General features: G+C 31.4%; 15 protein-coding genes and 1 pseudogene. 1 reads left to right on the top strand and 15 read right to left on the bottom strand.

Annotation, left to right across the window (positions count from 1 at the left end; translation table 11 throughout):
* Position 1: 1 nt before the first annotated feature.
* The 3 genes from WA340_RS06630 to WA340_RS06620 form a co-directional block, all read right to left on the bottom strand.
* On the bottom strand, positions 2-376 hold the full coding sequence (locus tag WA340_RS06630) for a hypothetical protein (protein WP_336128036.1): 375 nt from the start codon (positions 374-376) through the stop codon (positions 2-4).
* A gap of 62 nt (positions 377-438) precedes the next feature.
* Entirely contained in the window at positions 439-1,836 is a 1,398-nt protein-coding gene (locus tag WA340_RS06625) for a DUF5689 domain-containing protein (RefSeq protein WP_336128035.1), read from the bottom strand.
* Positions 1,837-1,868: 32 nt separating this feature from the next.
* A complete protein-coding gene (locus WA340_RS06620) occupies positions 1,869-4,748 on the bottom strand; it encodes a carboxypeptidase regulatory-like domain-containing protein (protein WP_336128033.1) in 2,880 nt (959 codons plus the stop codon).
* 142 nt (positions 4,749-4,890) lie between these two features.
* On the opposite strand from WA340_RS06620, the gene WA340_RS06615 reads away from it, so the two are divergent.
* Complete coding sequence (locus tag WA340_RS06615; protein WP_223077956.1) at positions 4,891-5,967, top strand: endonuclease/exonuclease/phosphatase family protein; 1,077 nt, start codon at positions 4,891-4,893, stop codon at positions 5,965-5,967.
* A gap of 55 nt (positions 5,968-6,022) precedes the next feature.
* Here WA340_RS06615 and WA340_RS06610 read toward each other — a convergent pair whose 3' ends face one another.
* The 12 genes and pseudogenes from WA340_RS06610 to uvrC all read right to left on the bottom strand — a co-directional run bounded on the left by WA340_RS06610 (position 6,023) and on the right by uvrC (position 20,683).
* Positions 6,023-6,451: a hypothetical protein gene (locus WA340_RS06610; RefSeq protein WP_223077955.1), complete on the bottom strand. Its 429-nt coding sequence runs from the start codon at positions 6,449-6,451 to the stop codon at positions 6,023-6,025.
* A gap of 105 nt (positions 6,452-6,556) precedes the next feature.
* Entirely contained in the window at positions 6,557-8,236 is a 1,680-nt protein-coding gene (locus WA340_RS06605; protein WP_336128259.1) for a TonB-dependent receptor domain-containing protein, read from the bottom strand.
* Between the two features lie 261 nt (positions 8,237-8,497).
* Positions 8,498-8,752, bottom strand: a pseudogene (locus WA340_RS06600) (TonB-dependent receptor plug domain-containing protein); the annotation flags it as partial.
* Positions 8,753-8,767: 15 nt separating this feature from the next.
* Positions 8,768-9,175, bottom strand: coding sequence for a carboxypeptidase-like regulatory domain-containing protein (locus tag WA340_RS06595; RefSeq protein WP_336128030.1), 408 nt, complete (start codon positions 9,173-9,175; stop codon positions 8,768-8,770).
* Positions 9,176-9,338: 163 nt separating this feature from the next.
* The gene (pgi, locus tag WA340_RS06590; protein WP_336128028.1) at positions 9,339-10,982 is read right to left on the bottom strand and encodes a glucose-6-phosphate isomerase; all 1,644 of its coding nucleotides are present in this window, start codon (positions 10,980-10,982) and stop codon (positions 9,339-9,341) included.
* Positions 10,982-12,304, bottom strand: coding sequence for a M23 family metallopeptidase (locus WA340_RS06585; RefSeq protein ID WP_336128027.1), 1,323 nt, complete (start codon positions 12,302-12,304; stop codon positions 10,982-10,984). Before WA340_RS06585 ends, pgi begins: the two co-directional genes overlap by 1 nt.
* Positions 12,262-13,185 carry a tryptophan 2,3-dioxygenase family protein gene (locus WA340_RS06580; RefSeq protein ID WP_027879595.1) on the bottom strand — a complete coding sequence of 308 codons (924 nt, stop codon included), beginning with the start codon at positions 13,183-13,185 and terminating at the stop codon, positions 12,262-12,264. The genes WA340_RS06585 and WA340_RS06580 overlap by 43 nt, the downstream gene beginning before the upstream one ends.
* A 3-nt stretch (positions 13,186-13,188) precedes the next feature.
* Positions 13,189-13,968: a DUF3108 domain-containing protein gene (locus tag WA340_RS06575; RefSeq protein WP_336128023.1), complete on the bottom strand. Its 780-nt coding sequence runs from the start codon at positions 13,966-13,968 to the stop codon at positions 13,189-13,191.
* Between the two features lie 144 nt (positions 13,969-14,112).
* Positions 14,113-15,273 (bottom strand): 4-hydroxyphenylpyruvate dioxygenase, encoded by a 1,161-nt coding sequence (hppD, locus tag WA340_RS06570; protein WP_223077951.1) that lies wholly within the window; start codon positions 15,271-15,273, stop codon positions 14,113-14,115.
* 13 nt (positions 15,274-15,286) lie between these two features.
* Positions 15,287-16,441, bottom strand: a complete 1,155-nt coding sequence (locus WA340_RS06565; protein ID WP_336128021.1) for a homogentisate 1,2-dioxygenase — start codon at positions 16,439-16,441, stop codon at positions 15,287-15,289.
* Between the two features lie 217 nt (positions 16,442-16,658).
* Positions 16,659-18,893 carry a patatin-like phospholipase family protein gene (locus WA340_RS06560; RefSeq protein ID WP_336128020.1) on the bottom strand — a complete coding sequence of 745 codons (2,235 nt, stop codon included), beginning with the start codon at positions 18,891-18,893 and terminating at the stop codon, positions 16,659-16,661.
* Positions 18,890-20,683 (bottom strand): excinuclease ABC subunit UvrC, encoded by a 1,794-nt coding sequence (gene uvrC / locus WA340_RS06555; protein WP_336128019.1) that lies wholly within the window; start codon positions 20,681-20,683, stop codon positions 18,890-18,892. Before uvrC ends, WA340_RS06560 begins: the two co-directional genes overlap by 4 nt.
* Positions 20,684-20,796: the final 113 nt, after the last annotated feature.

The following is a 20,796-nucleotide window of genomic DNA, read 5'->3' as shown; positions in this document are numbered from 1 at the left end:
ATCAAATACTTTTTAAAAGAATTAATCCTAAAATAATACAACCTATAGGTAATAATAAAAGTATACTTGTATTATAGTTGTTTTTACTTTTATTGAATTTTGCGTTTAAAACCTTTCGGCTTTTACCATTATACTTCATCCAATTTTTAAGATGAATGATTATTGAAAATATGATGAATAACGTCCAAATACTAGATGTAGACATTGTTTTAACATGCATCTTACTAAGAAACGTTACAAGAAAAGCACCTATAACAAATAATAAAGCGATTTGAAGTATTGAAATATAAAATAAGGCAATACTGTTAGCTTTTTGTTTAAACTTAAGTTTAAATGCAGAAAATATAGCAAAGAAAAATTGATCAAATGTTGTCATATGTTGAAATAAAAAAACCACTTCGGCTAAGAAGTGGTTACAGAATAAATAAATATTTTAATTTATTGTGGTGTTAAAATCTTTACATCGCTTAAGTCCACTGTAGATGAAACAGTAGCATTATTACTATCGTAAACAAAAGCAAGAACTGCATTACCTGAAACTCCTGAAAGATCAATTAAGTCAGTTTGATCATATTCATTATCAAAAAACCCTGTATTATCTGGAAGAGCTTCAATCTCCTGTGTACCTATTTCTATCCATGTAGCAGTAGAAGGATCGCTTCCAATTACATAATCATTAGAGTAGTAAGCTTTTAAAGCCTCTCCATTAAAATAAGCATCAGCAATTTCTAATACCAGTTGTTCATCTTCTTGTGCATCAAAATCGATTGTTGGAGAAATTAACCAGCTAACCATTTGTACAATTGAACCACCTGAAAAAGCTGAACCACGTGCATAAAACTCTCCTCCAAAATCGTTTGCTGACCATTGTTTAGTTCCAACTGTGTTAGTAACTTCCCAACCTACAAAACCATCAGTAAAATCTTCTTGATAAATAATATTAAAATCATTTATATCAAAAGGATCACATCTTTCTGTACTATCAAAGTTTATTGCTTCTGGAGTATTAACGTAAACTGTATAAAAATCATCAAAATAATCTCTAGTCAAAATACAATCAATAGAACCAGAAGTTGCAGGTAATGGTAAACCTTTAAAATCTGAGAAAGTACTTGTACTTAAAATTACTGATCCACCTGTTGCACAGCTTTCTAATAAACGTTCTCCATCAAAACTATCTGTAGTCTCGGATGCAAATGTTAATGGATTATCTCCCATAACAATATCTCTTTCAAATTGCATATTATTTAATCTGATATACTGACTTTCAAGCTCATCACTAAACTGAGATATTGTTACTTCTTTAGGTACTATTGTAGCAACTTCACTAGTTCTGATAATATGATTTGGCACTAATGTACTAGCTATTTCATCTATTTCATCTCCATTAAGACGACCAAGTTGTAATACTCCATTACTTTCGCCTACAGTTAATCCGTTAAGCTTAACATATACTTTTCTACCAAATTCGTATTGAGTAAATAATGGATTTTTATCTACTTGCACTACAATTGCAGCTGTTGGATTTTCTGGTGCGTCTTGTATTACTAATTGCTTATAAAAGTTACCACCTTCGTCACTAGATACAACGTAACCTATTGTATATTTTTCTGATACTGTTTCGCTAGCTGCTTCGTAAGTGTATGGCTCGTCACCGTTACTACCAAATGCGCCTAAAACACCACTTAAAGTATTAAATTCTGCATCTGTATTTGGGTATTCTGAAATTCCTTCGATTGTTGAAGGTACATCAAAGTTATCGTCTTCAACACAGCCTGTTAGTACAACTAAGCTTACTAAAAGTACTGCTATTTTGTTTAAATTTATTTTTTTCATCTTTTCTTAAATTATTTTTTTCTATAAATATATTAAAATCTTACGTAAACATTTAAATAATAAGTAGTTCCGTTACCATAAAAATAACGATTACCAAAAACAGGTCCGTTTGGATTTGTTTGTTCTTGCAATTGACTTCTGTAATCTACACGTCTTGATTGCTCAAAACCACCTGTACGATACTCTTGATTAAATACGTTATTTATTGTAGCAAAAAATCCGATAAAGTAGTCATTTACTTTCCAAGATTTACCTCCTATAATGTTTACTAACATGTAATCGTCAAATTGTTCTTGTTGTAATAATTGCTTTGCAACTGTAGGATCTACATCATTTATTTCTCCTCCAGTAACTACGTAATTTTGACCTCCTTGGGTATTATCTTGAAATTGAGTTTCTGAATATAATTCTGGGTCTGTTACAAAAGCAGCACTTCTTTTTAATGCACTTGGATCTACATAAGCGTTAGAGAAATGGTTTGCTGTTACACCTATATTCCAATAGTCTGGATCTCTATATTCAAAACCTATTTGGAAGGCTCTTTCTGGTCCACCAGCAACGTGTAAGTCTTTTAAGTTTGTTGTACCGTCACCAAATTGAGCTGTACCTGTTCCAAACTCTTGACTATAATAAGTTAAGTTTGGATTGTTGTTATAAATGTACTGACCAAAAGATGCAGCACCTTTTACTTTAATTGTTGGTGTTACTTGTGCTTCTATACCTAATTCTCCTCCTATACGTTGCGTTTCGATATTTGTAATTGCTTCTTGCACTAAGTTGTTTCCTGCACCTTCACTAAAGAAGAAACCTGTATCTGTTCCGTCTTCTGTTGTCGAGTAAAAACCTGTAAGTCTAGCTTTAACTATTGGAGAACGGAAAATATAACTTGCATCTACACTTGTTATTTTTTCGCTATCTACATCTTGTAACAACATATTAGATTGTCTTACGTTTGCAAACGTGTTTCTAATACTTGGTGCTTTAGTCATGTATACACCGTTAAAATCTAATAAGTGACGTCCAGAAATTTTATATGTTAAACCTGCTTTAGCGCCAAAGTTTTCAAATTCTACTTTTGGACCTTTACCAAAAGAGTTACCTACAAAATATCCGTTTTCAAATAAACCTGTTCTTTGGTAATCTGTTTTAGAAATGCTTCCTCCTAAATAAAAATCTACTTTACTGTACTTAAATACTGCTTGTGCAAAACCGCTTAATACGTTAGCATCAATTTCATAGTTATACTTATATCTATCTCCTTCTCTAGCAATTCTGTTTGGGTTTCTAACATCAGATTGAGCTGTTGTTAAAGTTCCGTCTGTATTTTGTGCTGGCTCATCAGAGAAAAAGTCTACATCTAAATATCCTGATCCACCTAATAAGTCTGAAACTTCTGCAAAGTTTTCACTTTTAAGGTTTCTGTAGTTAACAGATGCATTTAATCTAATATTGTCTGATAATTCTGAAGCTAAAATAATATTAGCCATTAACTGCTTATCGTCTATTCTGTCTTCTTGTACTGCATATACAGAGTTTTCAAAAGTTGAATTTGCTGTGTATAATGCATTCCAATCAAATTGACCATCGTTTACAAAGTTTTGTTGCGCGATGTATGCTTGTTCGTAATCGTAAGCTGTTGGACCACCATCAACATTTAAATAATAGCTTGGTAAGTTTTGGTAGTAAGTTGGGTCTGTATTTCTAGCTCCTCCAATATAACTATCTTGACCATTAAATCTAACTAACCTTGTTCCTCCGTTATCTATTCTTGTATTACCTATTTGTCCAAATTGGTAACCTATGTTTGTGTTTATAGATGTTTTTTCAGAAATATCCCAATAATGATTTAACATTAGGATTGGTTCTTCAATTCTTCTAATTCTAGAGTTTCTTATATCTCCATTTAAATCTCCCCAAAATGGGTTGTATTGTCTTCCTTTTAATCTAAAAACTTCTTCTGTAATAGCTGTTGATCTACCTCTTCTGTTTTGTGCGTAGATAGATGTGAAGTTTAAGCTGTGTTTATCGTTAATTTTCTTTTCGACTACAGCAACAAAAGAGTTTGCATCATAAAGTGTTCCGTCAATATAACCTCCATCACCAAATCTTCTTGAAGCTAAAAGGCTATATGCCCATCCGTCTTCCATTAGTCCAGAGTTATAACTTGCCATTATACGTCCTTCGTAACTTCTATTTGCAGAAGCAAAAGATAAACGACCACCTTCACGATATTTAGAAGCACGCATAACAATATTGTTTGTACCTGCTAAATCACCAAAGTTAAAATCGTTAGGCGTACTACCCATTGAGAATTCTTGATTACGTTGTAAATCATTAATTCCTCCCCAATTTCCCCATTGTGGTCTTCCGGTTGCTTGTTTGTTCATTTCTAAACCATTGATCAACACTTTTCCATTAGCGTTATCTAATCCTCTTGGTCTAAAAAAAGTTGCACTAAAATCAAATGCAGCAGCATTTAAAAATACATCTCTAGATGATTGTAATAGTCCGGACACATTACTTGTTAATCCATCATCTTCACTATTTAACTGATCATCAGAAATAGAAATGATATAAAGGTCTTTTTTATCACTAGCATTATAAGATAAAGTCATATCTTGTATATCTAATGTTTTACCTTCATTAACCACAATAGGATATCTTTTTGTGGTATAATCTACTTTTTCAATTTTAAGAATCTGTTCTCCTAAAGGTAGGTTTTGCTTAAAAGCAAATTGACCAAAAGCATCTGTTTTAGTTGTTAAGTTAGACTCTTCAATTGTTACTGTTACATCCGGAATTGGTTCATCGGTTACGGCATCTTTTACACTACCTTTTACAATAGTTTGCTGCGCAAGCACTGTAAACGTTGAAAAAACTCCAAATAAGAAAAATAAAAAACTTTTTTTCATAAGTGAATTTGTTGTTAAAACTTTGTTTTACCATTAAATAATTATTATTTAAGGCGTACAAATTTACATTATTTATAATAAATATCTACTTTTGGCAGGAGTTTTGTAAATAACATAACAAAAACGTAACAAACACTTTTTAATGAAACATTTTAATTACCTACTATTTGCACTACTATTTATAAGTATTATAAATGTAAATGCACAAGAAAAGAAAAAGTTTAAAATCCACACTGTTGCTTTTTATAATCTTGAAAATTTATTTGACACCATCAATGATCCTACAAAAAATGATGAGGCAAGTCCAATGATGGAAATTAAAGCAAACCGTCAAGACATATACAAGAAGAAAGTACATAATATGGCTAGAGTAATTTCAGAAATTGGATCTGACTTTACTAGAAACTCTCCTGCAATTATTGGCGTTTGCGAGATAGAAAACGTTAACGTCCTTGAAGATGTAGTAAACGACCCATTACTTCTGGGTAAAGATTATGGTATTGTTCACTTTAACTCTCCTGACAACAGAGGTATTGACGTTGCTTTACTTTATCAAAAAAAATTATTTCAAGTAACATCAAGAAGCACACATACTTTAAAGATTTATGATGATGAAACAAGAAAGCGTATAAACACAAGAGACCAATTATTAGTATCTGGTGAGCTTGAAGGCGAGAAAATGCATTTTATCGTTAACCATTGGCCTTCTAGACGTGGCGGAGAAGCTAGAAGTAGACCTAAAAGAGTTGCTGCTGCTAAGTTAAACAAGCGTATTATTGATAGCTTACAATCTATTGATCCATATGCTAAAATAATAACAATGGGAGATTTAAACGATGATCCTACCAACGCAAGTGTTAAGGATGTTTTAAAAGCAGAAAGAAATAAAAAGAAGGTAGACTTTAAAGGTATTTACAACCCTTACATAGACATGTTTAAAAAAGAAGGATTAGGTACTACTGCTTATAGAGATGCTTGGAGTTTATTTGATCAAATTATGTTAACAGAGCCTTTCTTAAAGAAAGATTATACAAATTGGACTTACTATAGAGCTGGTATTTTTAATGAAAACTACTTAGTAAATAAAAAAGGACGTTGGGAAGGTTACCCGTTAAGAAGTTTTGCAGATGGTGGATTTACCAATGGTTTTAGTGATCACTTTCCTGTTTATGTCTATCTAATTAAAGAACTTGAAGACAAAAAGAACAACGATAAATAAATATCGATAATAATATTAAACAAAAAAGCGAGCTATATAGCTCGCTTTTTTTATATTAAAACCAAGTAGACCAAGGTATTTTAGCCAATACTAATATTAATGCGATAGAGTAAAATATAGCAATAGTTTTTAGTTTTTTTGCTGAAGTTAGTTTTTTCTTATGTTTTGAGTATCCTATAGTAATAAATGCTATAGCTAATAACATTGCTACAGGATGTTCTACAGCTACATTACGTATGGCGCTATTTTTCATGATTTCTCCCATGCTCATTTCTCCAAAGTAATCAGCAACAAACCATAAAATAATTCCTATTAAGAATTGAATATGAGAAACAATTAAGGTAAACAAAGAAATTCTAAAATCTCTTGCTTCATATTCTTTATTTGTAAAGGTTTTATATAGTGCGTTTATGGTTGCTATAACTAGCATAAAAAACACTAAGTATGCCCAATAAGAGTGTAACATTTTTACTGTTGAATACATATATTTTTTTTTTAAATTAATTAGGCTATAAAGGTAGTAATTATATTGCATAAAAAAACCGCTTCTGTAAAGAAGCGGTTTTAAATTTAATTCTTTTTAATAGAATTAGAAGTTATATCTTAAGCTAGCGTTAAACGTTCTTCCAATACCTAAGTAGTAACCAAAAGCATCTCTTTGGTTAATATAGTCTGCATTGAAAAGGTTGTAAACATTAGCTCTAAAAGTCATTTTATTAGACCCTAAATCAAAGTTATAAGTTAAACCTGCATCTGCAAGAGTATAAGCAGGTAGTCTTACAGAAGAGTATTGGTTACCTGCTAAAGCAGCAGTTGCAACTTCTTCTACGTCAACAAACTCATATAAATCTGTGTAGATGTTGTAATCTAAATCTACAGAAAGTCCTTTTAGTAATTTAGCTCTAATACCAGCACCAAATGAAGTTTGAGGAGCGTTACCAACTTTTACGTCTGTTAAATCAACTTTACCATCTGTAATTAAGAATTCACCTGTATCATCGTTTTGTAAAGTATAAGGAGTTTCTCCATCATATTTCCAGTTTCCGATAGAACCATATCCTCTAAAGCTTAAGAAAGAAGCCATAGGTCTGTATTCAAAATCAAATTCTACACCGTTGTGCACCTGAGTTACATCTGTAATTCTGTAGTTACCAAACTCGTCATCAGCATTACCTAAAGTTCCGTCAGGACCAGCTAAATCAGTACCAAATCCTAAGAATCTGTTACTCCATCTTGTTGAATAAACGTCTACATTTACTCTCCATTCTTTACCTTTAAATCTATAACCACCTTCGATACTTGAAATTTCTTCATTATCAATTTCTGGCTCTACTAAAGCATTTGAATATCTAATGTTAGCAAAGATATTATCTAAGAATGGTTGACGAGAGTAAAAACCTGCGTTAGCAAAGAATGCATGCTTATCATTAATTTTATATCCTAAACCACCTTTTAAATTATAACCAGTTTTAGTTATTTTTTCAGATTTACCTAAACCGTCACCTACACCAACTAAACGACCTTCTCTTTGGTAAGATTGAGTAGATAATGCTCCTTGGAAGAATGCTGAAAAACCACCTTGAGTAAATTCAACTTGACCAAAACCTCCTAAGTAATTAATAGTCTCTGAGTAATCACGGTCGTATCTTTGATCTTCATCTGCAAAGTCAAATAAAGCAGACCATGGGTTAGCTTCAAAACTTTCAGTTAAAACGTAATCTGATGGTCTATTTGTTAAGAAGTTATCATTATAACCTGATAAACCTAAGAAATCATTAATTTGTCTAAAGTGATCACCTCTATAAGTTCTTCCATCAGCACCAACATTAAATGACCAATTTTCATTTAATTCTACGTTTAAGTTAGATAATAAACCGTACCAGTTGTGGTTGTTTACAGAAGATCTTCTTAAATAAGAATCTCCAAAGTTACCAACACCATCAGTTGCAGAATCAATGTTATTTTCAACTATTTGATCAAAATCAATAAGTCCGTTTGCATCATTTCTTACTCTTCCTCTACCAAGACCTCCGGTTCCTCCACCACGTCCCCATGATGCATATAACACAGTAGATAAGTCTAGTTTTTCATTAATATTAAAATCCCAGTTTAAGTTTGCTACTGGTTTGTGGTAATAGTTTCTTCTTTCTGTATAACGTTCTCCGCCTAAAAACCCTGAGTTACCGTTATATTTATCACCATATCTTTCATAGTTTTCTAAATCGTCTGAGAAATTTTGATCGTGCCATTGTGGTGCTCCTGTTAACAAGAAGTTGAACGAGTGTACTTCGTTTGGCTTATAACCAACAGAAAATAAATAATTTTGACCTTGACCTGCTGTTCCTTCAGAGTATTTTCTGTGTGCTTGCCAGTGGTCTACTAATACTGTATAAGCCCATCCGCTTTCTTTTAAACCAGAACTGTAAGTTGCTGTAATTTTTCCGTAACTATCGTTACCTCCTAATAATCTTACAAAACCACCTTCTTTGTTATCTGTAGTTTTAGATACGATATTAACTGTACCTCCTACTGAAGATATAGCTAATTTTGATGCTCCTAAACCACGTTGTACTTGCACCGCGTTTGCAACATCACTCATACCTGACCAGTTTGACCAATACATTCTACCGTCTTCCATACCATTAATTGGTTGTCCGTTTAATAAGTAAGCTGTGTTAGTTTGATCAAAACCTCTTAAGAAAATCTGACTATCTCCAAATCCTCCTGCTTGGTTAGAAACGTAAACAGATGGTGTGTTTTTCATAGCTTCACCAAACTCTACGTTACCAGCTGCTTTTAATTAGATGTCTTTACCTCTAATTGTAGAAACTGCTACAGGAGTTTCTCTTCCTGCTGCTAAATCAATAACTCCAGTTCCGATGATAACAACTTCTTCTAAAGAATTATCTGGAGCTAAAGAAACTTGACCTAAGTTTTTACTTCCGTTAAAAGTTAAAGTTATTGATTCATAACCTACGTAAGAGATTACGATTTCTCCTGACTCTGATTGAGTTTTTAAAGTAAAGTTACCGTCAAAATCAGTTGTAGTACCATTAGAAGTACCTTTTTCCATAACACTTGCACTTGGCAAAGGGCTATTGATTTCTGAGTCAAGAACAGTACCCGTTACTGTACTTTGAGCCATTGTAAATGCAGTAAACATAAATGCTACTGCCAAAAACATAAATTGAATTTTGTTTTTCATCATGTTGAATTAAAAATTGTTTGTTTTCAAAATTTGATGCAAAATTACTACTAATTATAGATGTAACATTAACTTAATGTTAACAATATTTGCATTTTACAAAACTAAACAACTTTTAAGTCACCCAACAATTTGATAAACATAGATATACACATTTTTTTAACAATTATTTAAGAGCCTCAAAATGGTTAATAAGGTTAGTTGTAGAGCTATCATGTACAGCATTATTTTCTGCACCAAACTCACTTAAGATTTTGTTTGCTAATTGTTTTCCTAACTCAACACCAAATTGATCGTAGCTATAAATATTCCAAATAATACCTTGTACAAATATTTTATGTTCATACATAGCTATTAACTTACCTAAACTTTCAGGTGTTAATTTATTAATGAAAATGGAGTTAGTTGGTTTGTTTCCTTCAAAAACTTTGAAAGGTGTTAAAGTTGAAATTTCTTCTTCCGATGCATTTTTTTCTTTAAACTCAGTAATAACTTCTTCTTTAGTTTTTCCGTTTAATAATGCTTCTGTTTGTGCGAAGTAATTAGACATTAATTTATCTTGATGGTCTTGATTACCATGAAGTGATTGTGCAAATCCAATAAAATCTGCTGGAATTAACTTTGTACCTTGATGTATTAATTGAAAAAAGGCATGTTGCGAATTTGTACCTGGTTCTCCCCAAATAATAGTACCTGTTTGGTAATCTACTCTATTTCCGTTTCTATCAATACTTTTTCCGTTGCTTTCCATGATGCCTTGCTGAAGGTATGTTGCAAATTGGTTTAAGTATTGAGAATATGGAATAATAGCTTCACTTTCTGCATTAAAGAAGTTGTTATACCAAATACTTAGTAAGGCTAAAATTACAGGTATGTTACTTTCAAAAGATTCACTTTTAAAATGGTTATCCATTTTATTTGCCCCTTTTAAAAGACTATTAAAATTGTCAAATCCAACTGCTAAACTAATTGATAAACCTACTGCACTCCAAAGAGAAAAACGACCGCCAACCCATTCCCACATTGGGAAAATATTATTACTGTCTATACCAAAATCTTTTACTTTTTGGATATTTGTTGATACAGCTACAAAATGTTTTGCTACATCCTCTTCTTTACCATGCTGTAAAAACCAATTTTTTATAGTAGTTGCGTTTGATAGTGTTTCTTGGGTTGTAAAGGTCTTAGAAACAATTACAAATAAAGTAGTTTCTGGATTTAGTTTTTTAATAACTTCATTAACGTGATCTCCATCTACGTTACTTACAAAGTGTGTTGTTAAATGGTTTTTATAATATTGTAATGAATCCACAACCATTGCTGGACCTAAATCGCTTCCACCAATACCTATATTTACAACATCTGTAAACGCTTTACCAGTATATCCCTTTAATTCGCCCGAAGTGACTTGTTTGGTGAATTTTTCAATTTTTGATTTTACCTCAAAAACTTCTGGCATCACATTAATACCATTTACCTTAAAAACAGCGTCTTTATCTGCTCTTAATGCAGTATGTAAAACAGCTCTTCCTTCGGTTTTATTTATAGTTTCACCGTTAAACTGAGCGTTAATTGCTTCTTTTAACTTACAATCTTCTGCAAGTTGTAAAAGGTGTTTTAGGGTTTCTTCAGTAATTCTATTTTTAGAAAAATCTACGTAAAAATCTTCCCATTTTACAGTTAGATTATTTGCTCTGTTTGCATCTTCTGCAAACAAATTTTTCATTTTTAAATCTTTTACTTGATCAAAATGCTGCTGTAAATTTTTCCAAGCTTTTGTAGTTGTTGGATTAACTGTAGGTAATGCCATTATTTGGTATATGTAATTGCGTTATCTTGATTGGTTTGTATCTCTAAAACCTGCTCTTCAGTTTCTATAGGATAATTGTATTCTATATTATCTAATTGAATTTTTATAGGTTTTATAAACTTTAAATATTCTGCTTTTAGACTGTCTGATATAGGCTCTGCTTCTGGCAGTTTTTGTTTGAAAGGATCAACTTGCTTTCCGTTTTTCCAGAAACGATAACAAACATGTGGTCCAGATGTATTACCCGTCATCCCAACATACCCAATAATGTCTCCTTGTTTTACAAAATCACCAACTTTTACCGCACGATTACGCATGTGTAAATATTGTGTTGTATAGGTTGAGTTGTGTTTAACTTTTACATAATTACCGTTACCGCCTCTTCTTGCAGATTCTATTACAGTTCCGTTTGCAGTAGAACGAATTGGCGTACCAATATCTGCAGCAAAATCGGTTCCTTTGTGCGGTCTTACACGGTTACCGTAAAGTGCTATTCTTCGATTTAAATTATATCTAGATGAAATACGTTTGTATTCTACTGGTGCTTTTAAGAAAGCACGACGAAGGTTTTTAGCGTCTTCAGAAAAATAGTCTTTTAATCCTTTTACTGTATCTGTTTCAAATTGAAATGCATAAAATGGCTCGCCTTTATGTTCAAAATAAGCGGCTTTAATTTGATCTATTCCTGCATAAATACTGTCGTCTATATATTTTTCGGTATAAATTACTTTGAATTTATCGTTCTTCTGAAGTCTAAAAAAGTCTATTGTCCAAGCATAAACATCGCTCATTTTATAAGCTAAAATGACACTTTTCCCTTGTTTATCTAATGCTTCTGAAATGTTAGATTCTATAATTCCTGAAACTTCTTTTTCGACATATTTTATAGGTTTTGTTGAAGAATATGCGTGAATTGAGTCTTGAAAATTAACAACCACATAATCTGTTTTTGTAGGTTGATAAATAAAACATTTTGGTTCTTGTAAAGAATCGTTAGAACACAATAAAGTATAAGGCTTGCCTATTTGTAGCTTGGTAATATCAAAACTATCTTTTGTTAGCTGTGCTATTTGAAATATTTTTGAATAGTCTATTTGATTACGTTGAAGTATTTCTCCAAAGCTATCTCCTTTTCTAATAGTATCTCTTTTTACAAAATAATCTTTAAGGTTAAAACCAAACTCATACACTTCTTCTGGCTCTATAACCTCAACGGTTTGTATAGGTTCTTTTACTTCGTTTTTGCAGGCTATACTTAGTAATGCTAAAGCTAGTATTACTAAACATTTTTGCCCCAATCTTCTAACTCTTGCTTGCTCCATAAGTCTGGAAAAAATATTCTTCTTTGATATTTTGGATGCATGTACTTTACCCATTCGCTTCCTCCTGTTGCTTCTGCTGTTTTTCCGCCTATGTTTAAATAGTGTTTTGCGGTATTGTAATGTGCCATAACCCAAGTGATGTTTACGGTATAATCGTAATGGCGCATGGCTTTTATTAAATCTTTGTCTTCTTTAACATCTTGTGGTAAACTTTTAAAAATGGTCCACAGGTTGTGTGTGTTATAGAATTCTGCAAATCTAATAAATTCGTCTTTGTATTTCTGCTCGAAAACTGTTAATGTATAACTTTTTTTACCTGTTTTGTAGTCTTTTCCTGCTGCTTGCCAATACAAATGTTCAAAAGCGTGTTCAAAAGAGGTATTTCTGTCAATAGTTTCTCTAAAACGATTATCTATTAAGTTTATTAGCTCGGTAGAAGCAAATTCTATTTTCCTATACTGTGCAGATTGAAATCCGCTAGCTGGCGTAAGTGTATTTCTAAACTTATTGTATTGTTCTATATCCATACCGTCTTTCATTACGGTAAAGGATGAAGTTAAGACATCAAAATAACGACTTATTCGCATTATTTTAGTTTCAAAAAATGCTGCTGTTATGTCTTTTTTATTTGCAACTTGGTCTATTTCCCAAAGTATCATTTTAAACAACAATTCATTAACTTGATGATAAAGGATGAAAACCATTTCATCTGGTAATGTTGTTCGTTTTATTTGTAAATTTAATAGGGCATCTGTTTGGATATAGTCCCAATAATCTATTGGCTTACTGTGTAGCAAGCCTTCTAAATGTGTATTTAGATTTTGATCTAAATCTGAATATTTTTTATCTAATTGATCTATAATTTTTTGGTCAGCACTCATCGATTAATCTTCTACTAATATTTTAAATTGATGCTTTAGTCCTTTAAAAGCCTCTAAATCTGCTCTTAATGATCCTACAGCAAGGTCTGCTTTGATGCGCAAAGGTATTTTATTTTTATCATTAGATACCCAAAGTGTTAAACTTTCTTCTTCTTTAAATACACGACCAGCCATTACATAGGGTCTGAATATTAAAGCATCTACTTCTCCAAATTTTGTGTCTAAATTTTCTCTACCTAAATACTTCAGCTTAAAACCATAATTTTCTTCGTCAAAAAACATATCTAACTTAACCTCATCGCCTACTTTTAAATTTTTGGTGTCTATATTATTTCTTAAATAATAAAAAGTTGACACCATATCTTGGATGTTTGGTTTTGTTGTAAAAGACTTTTTAGTATTATGTTTTTTATTATGTACTAGCGCTTCTTTTTTGTCTTGATCAAAAGTGATTTCAATATCTTTTTTATGTCCTCCTTCATCAATTTTTCTGATAAATTTATACGGAATTATAGCTTTTTTATCAAAATAACTTTCATAACGATCTTGTACTTTAAAAAACCATTTTATTGCTCCTGTTGTCCAACCTTTACCAACAACATGATATACTTGTTTTCCGTCTAAAACGGTTTCATTTACTTGTAGTGTAGCATTACCTGCTTTTAAAAAACCGCTATAACTCATTTTAAATTTAAACCATTCGCCTGTTTTAAAAGATGACTCTTGTGCATTAGTTAATTGCAATGCTAAGAGACATATTATAATTGGTAAAATTCTTTTCATAACATATTGTATTTGTAACACTTAATTAGCTTAAACATCTTTATTTAAATGTAGTATTACAATTACTATTCCAAAAATATAAAACAAAAAAATGCCATCTATACATTTGATGGCATTTTTTTATTATTAAAAAGTAAACATAAATTAAAGTGTACCTCTTTTTGCTTGCTCTCTTTCTATAGACTCAAACAAAGCTTTAAAGTTACCTGCTCCAAAACCACGTGCGCCCATACGCTGTATGATTTCAAAGAATAATGTTGGTCTGTCTTCTACTGGTTTTGTGAAAATTTGAAGTAGATATCCTTCATCATCGGCATCTATCATAATACCTAAACCTCTAAGTGTTTCGATATCTTCTCTTAGCTCGTGACTAAATTCTTCTAATCTTCCTGGTACAGCTTTATAATATTCTTCTGGTGGCGTTGATAAAAACTCTACACCTCTTGCTTTTAATTGTGATACTGTTGTAATAATATCGTCTGTTGCAACAGCTATATGTTGCACACCTGGTCCTTCGTAAAAGTCTAAATATTCTTCAATTTGAGAACGTTTTATACCTTCGGCTGGTTCGTTAATTGGAAATTTTATACGACCGTTACCATTACTCATTACTTTACTCATTAAAGCTGAATATTCGGTATGAATTTGCTTGTCATCAAAGGATAAGAAATTAACAAATCCCATTACATCTTCGTACCATTTTACCCAAGTATTCATTTCTCCCCAACCTACATTTCCTACCATATGGTCTATGTATTTTAGGCCTACTGGTTCTGGATTGTAATCGCTTTCCCATTTTTCGAAACCAGGTAAAAATTGTCCGTTGTAGTTTTTACGTTCTACAAACATATGTACGGTTTCTCCGTAGGTATAAATACCTGCTCTAACTACTTCACCAAATTCGTCTTTTTCAACCGTCGGTTCCATAAAAGATTTTGCACCTCGTTTTGTAGTTTCTTCATAAGATTTTCTTGCATCTTCAACCCAAAGCGCTACAACCTTTACACCATCACCGTGTTTAACAATATGGTCATTAATTGGTGATTTGCTGTTTAAAGGTGTTGTTAAAACAAGTCTTATTTTGTCTTGTTTTAAAACATAACTTACAGACTCTTTAGATCCTGTTTCTAATCCTTTATAAGCATAAGATTGAAATCCAAATGCTGTTTTATAAAAATGTGCTGCTTGTTTTGCGTTACCTACGTAAAACTCTACGTAATCTGTACCTAAAAGCGGAAGAAAATCTTGCGCGCCATCAAATATTTTTTCTAAACCGTAATCTACTGATTTTATTTCTTTACTCATTGTTTGTCTTTATTTATAACCAAGATTTAAAATAATCTTCGTCTGCTATTTTTAATGCTTCTTCTGTTACTTGTAACGGTTTAAATGTGTCAACCATTACTGCTAATTCGTCTGTTTTAACTTTTCCTATGCTTCGTTCTACAGCACCAGGATGTGGTCCATGTGGTATACCTGCTGGATGCAAACTAATGTGACCTGCGTCAATATCATTACGACTCATAAAATCTCCGTCTACGTAATACAATACCTCATCACTATCTATATTACTATGATTATATGGTGCAGGAATTGAGTCTGGATGATAATCGTATAATCTTGGCACAAAACTACAAACTACAAATGCGTCTGTTTCAAAAGTCTGATGTACTGGTGGCGGTTGATGTATACGTCCTGTTATTGGCTCGAAATCATGTATAGAAAATGCATATGGATAGTTGTAACCATCGTAACCTACAACATCAAAAGGATGTGTTGCATAAACCATATCAAAAATATCATCTTGTTTTTTTACTTTGATTAAAAACTCTCCTTCTTCATTATAAGTTTCTAACTCTTGTGGCTGACGCAAATCGCGCTCGCAAAATGGAGAATGCTCTAATAATTGACCAAACCAGTTACGGTAACGTTTTGGAGTGTAAATTGGTCTTCTTGACTCTACAATAAATAACCTATTATCTTCTGTATCAAAATCTAGTTTGTAAATTATACCTCTTGGTACTAATAGATAATCTCCGTATTTAAAATCTAAATTACCTAGCATAGTACGTAACTTACCTGTTCCTTTATGGATAAAAATAAGCTCGTCTGCATCAGTATTTTTATAAAAATAATCTTTAGTAGATTGTTTTGGCGCAGACAGTATAATACTACAATCACTATTAGTTAATACTGTTTTTCTGCTTTCTAAATAATCATTTTCTGGTTTTACTTGAAAACCTCTAAACCTATAAGATTGTATATTATTTGATTTGGCTATTTTAGGTGCTACACTGTATTGCTTTTTAATTGCTTTTACTTTTGTAGGCGCATGCTCGTGATATGAATTTGTAGACATACCATCAAAGCCAATAGTACCAAATAGTTGCTCTGAATATAGAGACCCATCAGGTTTTCTAAACTGTGTATGGCGTTTAGGCGGCATCTTGCCTAATTTATGATAAAATGGCATTTTTAATATTTTTTATTAATGAAATATTAGAACTACGTCTAATTGTTTGATAGCTAAGATAATTGAATACTATTCTGGATTTCTTTTAATAAGAAATTTTAAGTGAGATAATAAATGCATCCAAATAGTATTCATATACTTCAAATATCGTATTTTTTTTAGAGTTTTGAAAGTCTTTTTTGTTAAGTTTAAACAAACTGATTTTCAAAAACTTAACCTAAAACCAATATCCTAAATTAAAAAACCAAAATCCTTCTTTTGTATCAGGAGAATATGTGTATTTAACTTCTACAGGACCTAAAAAAGTTTCTAAAGAATATCCAAGAGCATAACCAGAATATTGAGGCCAAGATAACCACTCTCCATCATCAAATAATCTGTCTTCAACATTGGCGTAATTTGCTGCCAATATTAAATGATTTTTTGGTACAAAATTATAATCTAAACTAACAGATCCTTTGATATAAGAGTCTGCAGCAATACTTAAAAAATCATAACCATAAAAGGGTTTAAAATTATTTATAAAGTCATTACCATAACCACCTAATACAAAGTCTAAAAATCTATTTGCTTTAGGGTTGATCTTAAAACCTCCGTCTGATGTAATATTAAAAGATAATTTATCTGTTGCTCTAAAAGCATAACCTACTTCTGCTTTTAGGATTGAAAAAGGGGAAAAATCTCCTCCAAAATCTGATGAATATAAGTAGTAATTACCTTGTGCGTTAAAGTACATTCCTCTTGTAGGAAAGTATTTGCTATCATAAGAATCAAACTTAAGACTACCAAAAACACTTAAATAATTACTATTTTCAAAAACAGTTTCTTCTTCATCTTCTTCAGTAATTATTGTTTCTGTTTTTACTTTTAGTTTTTTATGTTCTGCACCGATAGTAAACACTAAATCATTTCTAAACAACGTTTGAAAAAAGAATTGATTAGTAAAATCTGATAATTTTGCATTAATTTTATTTACTCCTGCACTTGATATTTCTAATTCAGACAGAAAAGCAGAAGACACAACTCCGTTATCAAACTCGCTAAATCTAGAGTTAACTCCTATACTCCAATAAATTCCTTTATCAATAAAATAATCAAAATTATATCTTACATGATCACCTACTATAAAATCTAAAGAAACCACATCATTTTTTAACAAAAACTGCTTTTTAGTAATATTAGCTAAAATGGCACTTTTATATAAATCGTCGTAATGTAAAGCAAACTTTAAGAAAGTAGTTTTTTTAGACTCTCTTACTTTAGTTATTAACTTATAACCATCATTTTCTTCTGGTTTAAGCTCATAAAAGAAATTATCAAAGTTATTAGTAGCCACTAAATTATTTGCTCCCAAAGTAAGATCTTTATAAGCTATTTTAGAATATGGTCTTAACTGGAGTTTACCTAACACATAAGACCTGGTGTATTTTTCTAAACCGTGAGTTTCTATATAATTAAGCCTTATACTATCCGGAGATTTTTGTACTTGTGTTTTTATTCTTGGTTTAATCTGTTTGCCTTTTAATTGATTTAGTTGTTCTAAATTTTGCAAAGCAGCTTTTTCTCCATTATCAATAATCTCTCTTCCATCATCAAAAGAGACAACTGTAAATTTAGATATATCTGGTTTAATGTATATGTCTGTTTCTTCAGACTTTTTAACCATATCATTTATGGTTCTAAAATTATTTATTTGAAATAATATTGCTGGTGCAGAAGATAAATCTGTACGATTTGCTAAACCATCTTGTACATCTACGCCAATAATTATATCTATTCCTTTAGCTCTTAACTCTTCTATAGGATAGTTATTGACTACTCCACCATCTATTAATAATTGATCTTTAATTAAAACCGGTTCAAATAATGAAGGAAAAGCGCCGCTTGCTTTAACTGCTTGTGCCAAATTACCTTTATCTAGCACAACTTGTTTACCAGTTTCTACATCTGTTGCAATACAGAAAAAAGGTATAGGAAGCTCACTAAAATCTTTTTTATTACAAACATTAATTAAAAGCTTACTTAATAAATTAAAAGTGTTTTGTCCTTTTGAGAGTGCAGAAGGCAATTTCATCTTAAAATTATCAAATGGTAAGGTTACTGCATATTTTTCTGAAATTTCTCTTTCATAATTAGACTTTGCTTCTCTTGGCAGTTTGTCTGTAATAATATTATCAAAATTTACGCCTTTAAAAATAGAGTCTAACTGTTTACCAGAATAACCTGATGCGTATAGAGAACCAACAATTGCTCCCATACTTGTTCCTGCAACATAATCTACCCTTATTCCTAGACTATCAATAACTTTTAAGACACCAATATGTGCAAGTCCTTTAGCGCCTCCACCGCTTAAAACTAGACCTACTTTTGGTTCTTTTATATTTTTTTCTTGGGCATTAACAACTGTATTTACAGTTAATAATAACAAAATAGCGATGATAAATGGTTTCATTCTTTATGGTAATGGTTGTAAATTTTTGATGCTCTAGATACGCCTACTACTTCTTCTAACTCATCTAGTTTTGCATTAGCTATTCTTTTGGTTGATTTAAATTTTTTAAGTAACTCTACAATAGTTTTTTCGCCAATACCTGGTATCGTATCTAAAGCACTATTTAACGCATTTTTGCTTCGTCTATTACGGTGATGCTCTATACCAAATCTATGAGCTTCGTTACGTAATTGTTGTATTATTTTAAGCGTTTCGCTTTTTTTATCTAAATATAAGGGAATTGGATCGTTTGGATAAAATAATTCTTCCAAACGTTTTGCAATTCCTATAATGGCAATTTTTCCTCTTAACCCTAAAACATCTAAGCTTTTTAATGCCGAAGATAATTGCCCTTTACCACCATCTATTATAATTAGTTGTGGCAACGGTTGCTCTTCTTCCAATAATCTTTTGTAACGACGGTAAACGACTTCTTCCATAGAAGCAAAATCGTCTGGACCTTCTACCGTTTTTATATTAAAGTGACGGTAATCTTTTTTGCTTGGTTTGCCATTTTTAAAGACAACACATGCAGCAACTGGGTTTGTTCCTTGTATGTTAGAGTTATCAAAACACTCGATATGTCTTGGTTCTTCAGATAATCTTAAATCGGCTTTCATTTGTGCCATTATCCTATTGGCATGACGATCTGGATCTGTGATCTTTATTTGTTTAAAACGCTCCATCCTATAATACTTTGCGTTTCTTAAAGACAGATCTAAAATGTGTTTTTTATCTCCTAGTTGTGGTACTGTTACTTTAATTTCTTCACCTATATTTACCTTAAAAGGTACGTAAATTTCTTTTGATTTAGAGTTGAAACGTTCTCTTATTTCAACAATTGCTAATTCTAATAACTCTTTATCGGTTTCGTCTAACTTTTTCTTTATTTCTAAAGTGTGAGACCGGATGATGGATCCATAAGATATCTGAAGAAAATTGATATACCCAAAACTCTCGTCACTAACAATAGAAAACACATCTACGTTACTAATCCTTGGGTTTATAATTGTTGATTTTGCCTGATAATTTTCTAAAACTTCAATTTTTTCTTTGATACGTTGTGCATCTTCAAACTGCATTTTTTCGGCATAATCCTTCATTTGCTGTTTAAATTGTCCTAAAGAGTCTTTAAAGTTTCCTTTAATTATTTCGCGAATTGCCTTTATATTTTCTTGATAATCTTCTTCGGTTTGGTAGCCTTCACAAGGACCTTGACAATTTCCTAAATGATATTCTAGACATACTTTATATTTACCATTTTCAATTTTTTCTTCAGCTAAATCATAATTACACGTACGTAATTGATACAATCCTTTTATTAAATCTAATAAGGTATGTACGGTTTTCATACTTGTGTAAGGTCCAAAATATTCGCTTCCATCTTTGATTAAACGACGTGTTGGAAATACACGCGGAAAACGTTCTTTTTTAATACAAATCCAAGGATAAGACTTATCATCCTTTAACAACACATTATAACGCGGTTTATGCTTTTTAATTAGATTATTTTCTAATAGTAAAGCATCTGTTTCGGTTTCAACAACAATAAATTTGATGTCTGCAATACGTTTTACTAAAACTCTAGTTTTACCACTATCATGTGTTTTTGTAAAATAAGAACTTACACGTTTTTTAAGATTTTTTGCTTTACCAACGTAAATTATATTACCTTCTTTGTCGTAATACTGATAAACACCAGCAGATTCTGGAATGGTTTTTAATTGAATATCTAAGTTGGTTTTACTCATAAATTAATAGTAAATAGGTGTAAAGTCTAGTGGTACTCAAAGGTAATTATTTAATAGTTTTTAATTAAAAACTTTAACCAAAATTAAATTTTAAGCAATGTTATATTTACTAC

This window comes from Mesoflavibacter sp. CH_XMU1422-2 (assembly GCF_037029245.1).
GTDB lineage: Bacteria > Bacteroidota > Bacteroidia > Flavobacteriales > Flavobacteriaceae > Mesoflavibacter > Mesoflavibacter zeaxanthinifaciens.
The sequence above is the reverse complement of the archived record's forward strand: the minus strand, read 5'-3'. Positions and strand labels throughout refer to the sequence as shown.

Excerpts from the sequence above, each read along its gene's own strand:
- WA340_RS06630 (WP_336128036.1), bottom strand. The coding sequence starts at position 376 with ATGACAACATTTGATCAATTTTTCTTTGCTATATTTTCTGCATTTAAA.
- WA340_RS06625 (WP_336128035.1), bottom strand. The coding sequence starts at position 1,836 with ATGAAAAAAATAAATTTAAACAAAATAGCAGTACTTTTAGTAAGCTTA.
- WA340_RS06620 (WP_336128033.1), bottom strand. The coding sequence starts at position 4,748 with ATGAAAAAAAGTTTTTTATTTTTCTTATTTGGAGTTTTTTCAACGTTT.
- WA340_RS06615 (WP_223077956.1), top strand. The coding sequence starts at position 4,891 with ATGAAACATTTTAATTACCTACTATTTGCACTACTATTTATAAGTATT.
- WA340_RS06610 (WP_223077955.1), bottom strand. The coding sequence starts at position 6,451 with ATGTATTCAACAGTAAAAATGTTACACTCTTATTGGGCATACTTAGTG.
- WA340_RS06595 (WP_336128030.1), bottom strand. The coding sequence starts at position 9,175 with ATGATGAAAAACAAAATTCAATTTATGTTTTTGGCAGTAGCATTTATG.
- pgi (WP_336128028.1), bottom strand. The coding sequence starts at position 10,982 with ATGGCATTACCTACAGTTAATCCAACAACTACAAAAGCTTGGAAAAAT.
- WA340_RS06585 (WP_336128027.1), bottom strand. The coding sequence starts at position 12,304 with ATGGAGCAAGCAAGAGTTAGAAGATTGGGGCAAAAATGTTTAGTAATA.
- WA340_RS06580 (WP_027879595.1), bottom strand. The coding sequence starts at position 13,185 with ATGAGTGCTGACCAAAAAATTATAGATCAATTAGATAAAAAATATTCA.
- WA340_RS06575 (WP_336128023.1), bottom strand. The coding sequence starts at position 13,968 with ATGAAAAGAATTTTACCAATTATAATATGTCTCTTAGCATTGCAATTA.
- hppD (WP_223077951.1), bottom strand. The coding sequence starts at position 15,273 with ATGAGTAAAGAAATAAAATCAGTAGATTACGGTTTAGAAAAAATATTT.
- WA340_RS06565 (WP_336128021.1), bottom strand. The coding sequence starts at position 16,441 with ATGCCATTTTATCATAAATTAGGCAAGATGCCGCCTAAACGCCATACA.
- WA340_RS06560 (WP_336128020.1), bottom strand. The coding sequence starts at position 18,893 with ATGAAACCATTTATCATCGCTATTTTGTTATTATTAACTGTAAATACA.
- uvrC (WP_336128019.1), bottom strand. The coding sequence starts at position 20,683 with ATGAGTAAAACCAACTTAGATATTCAATTAAAAACCATTCCAGAATCT.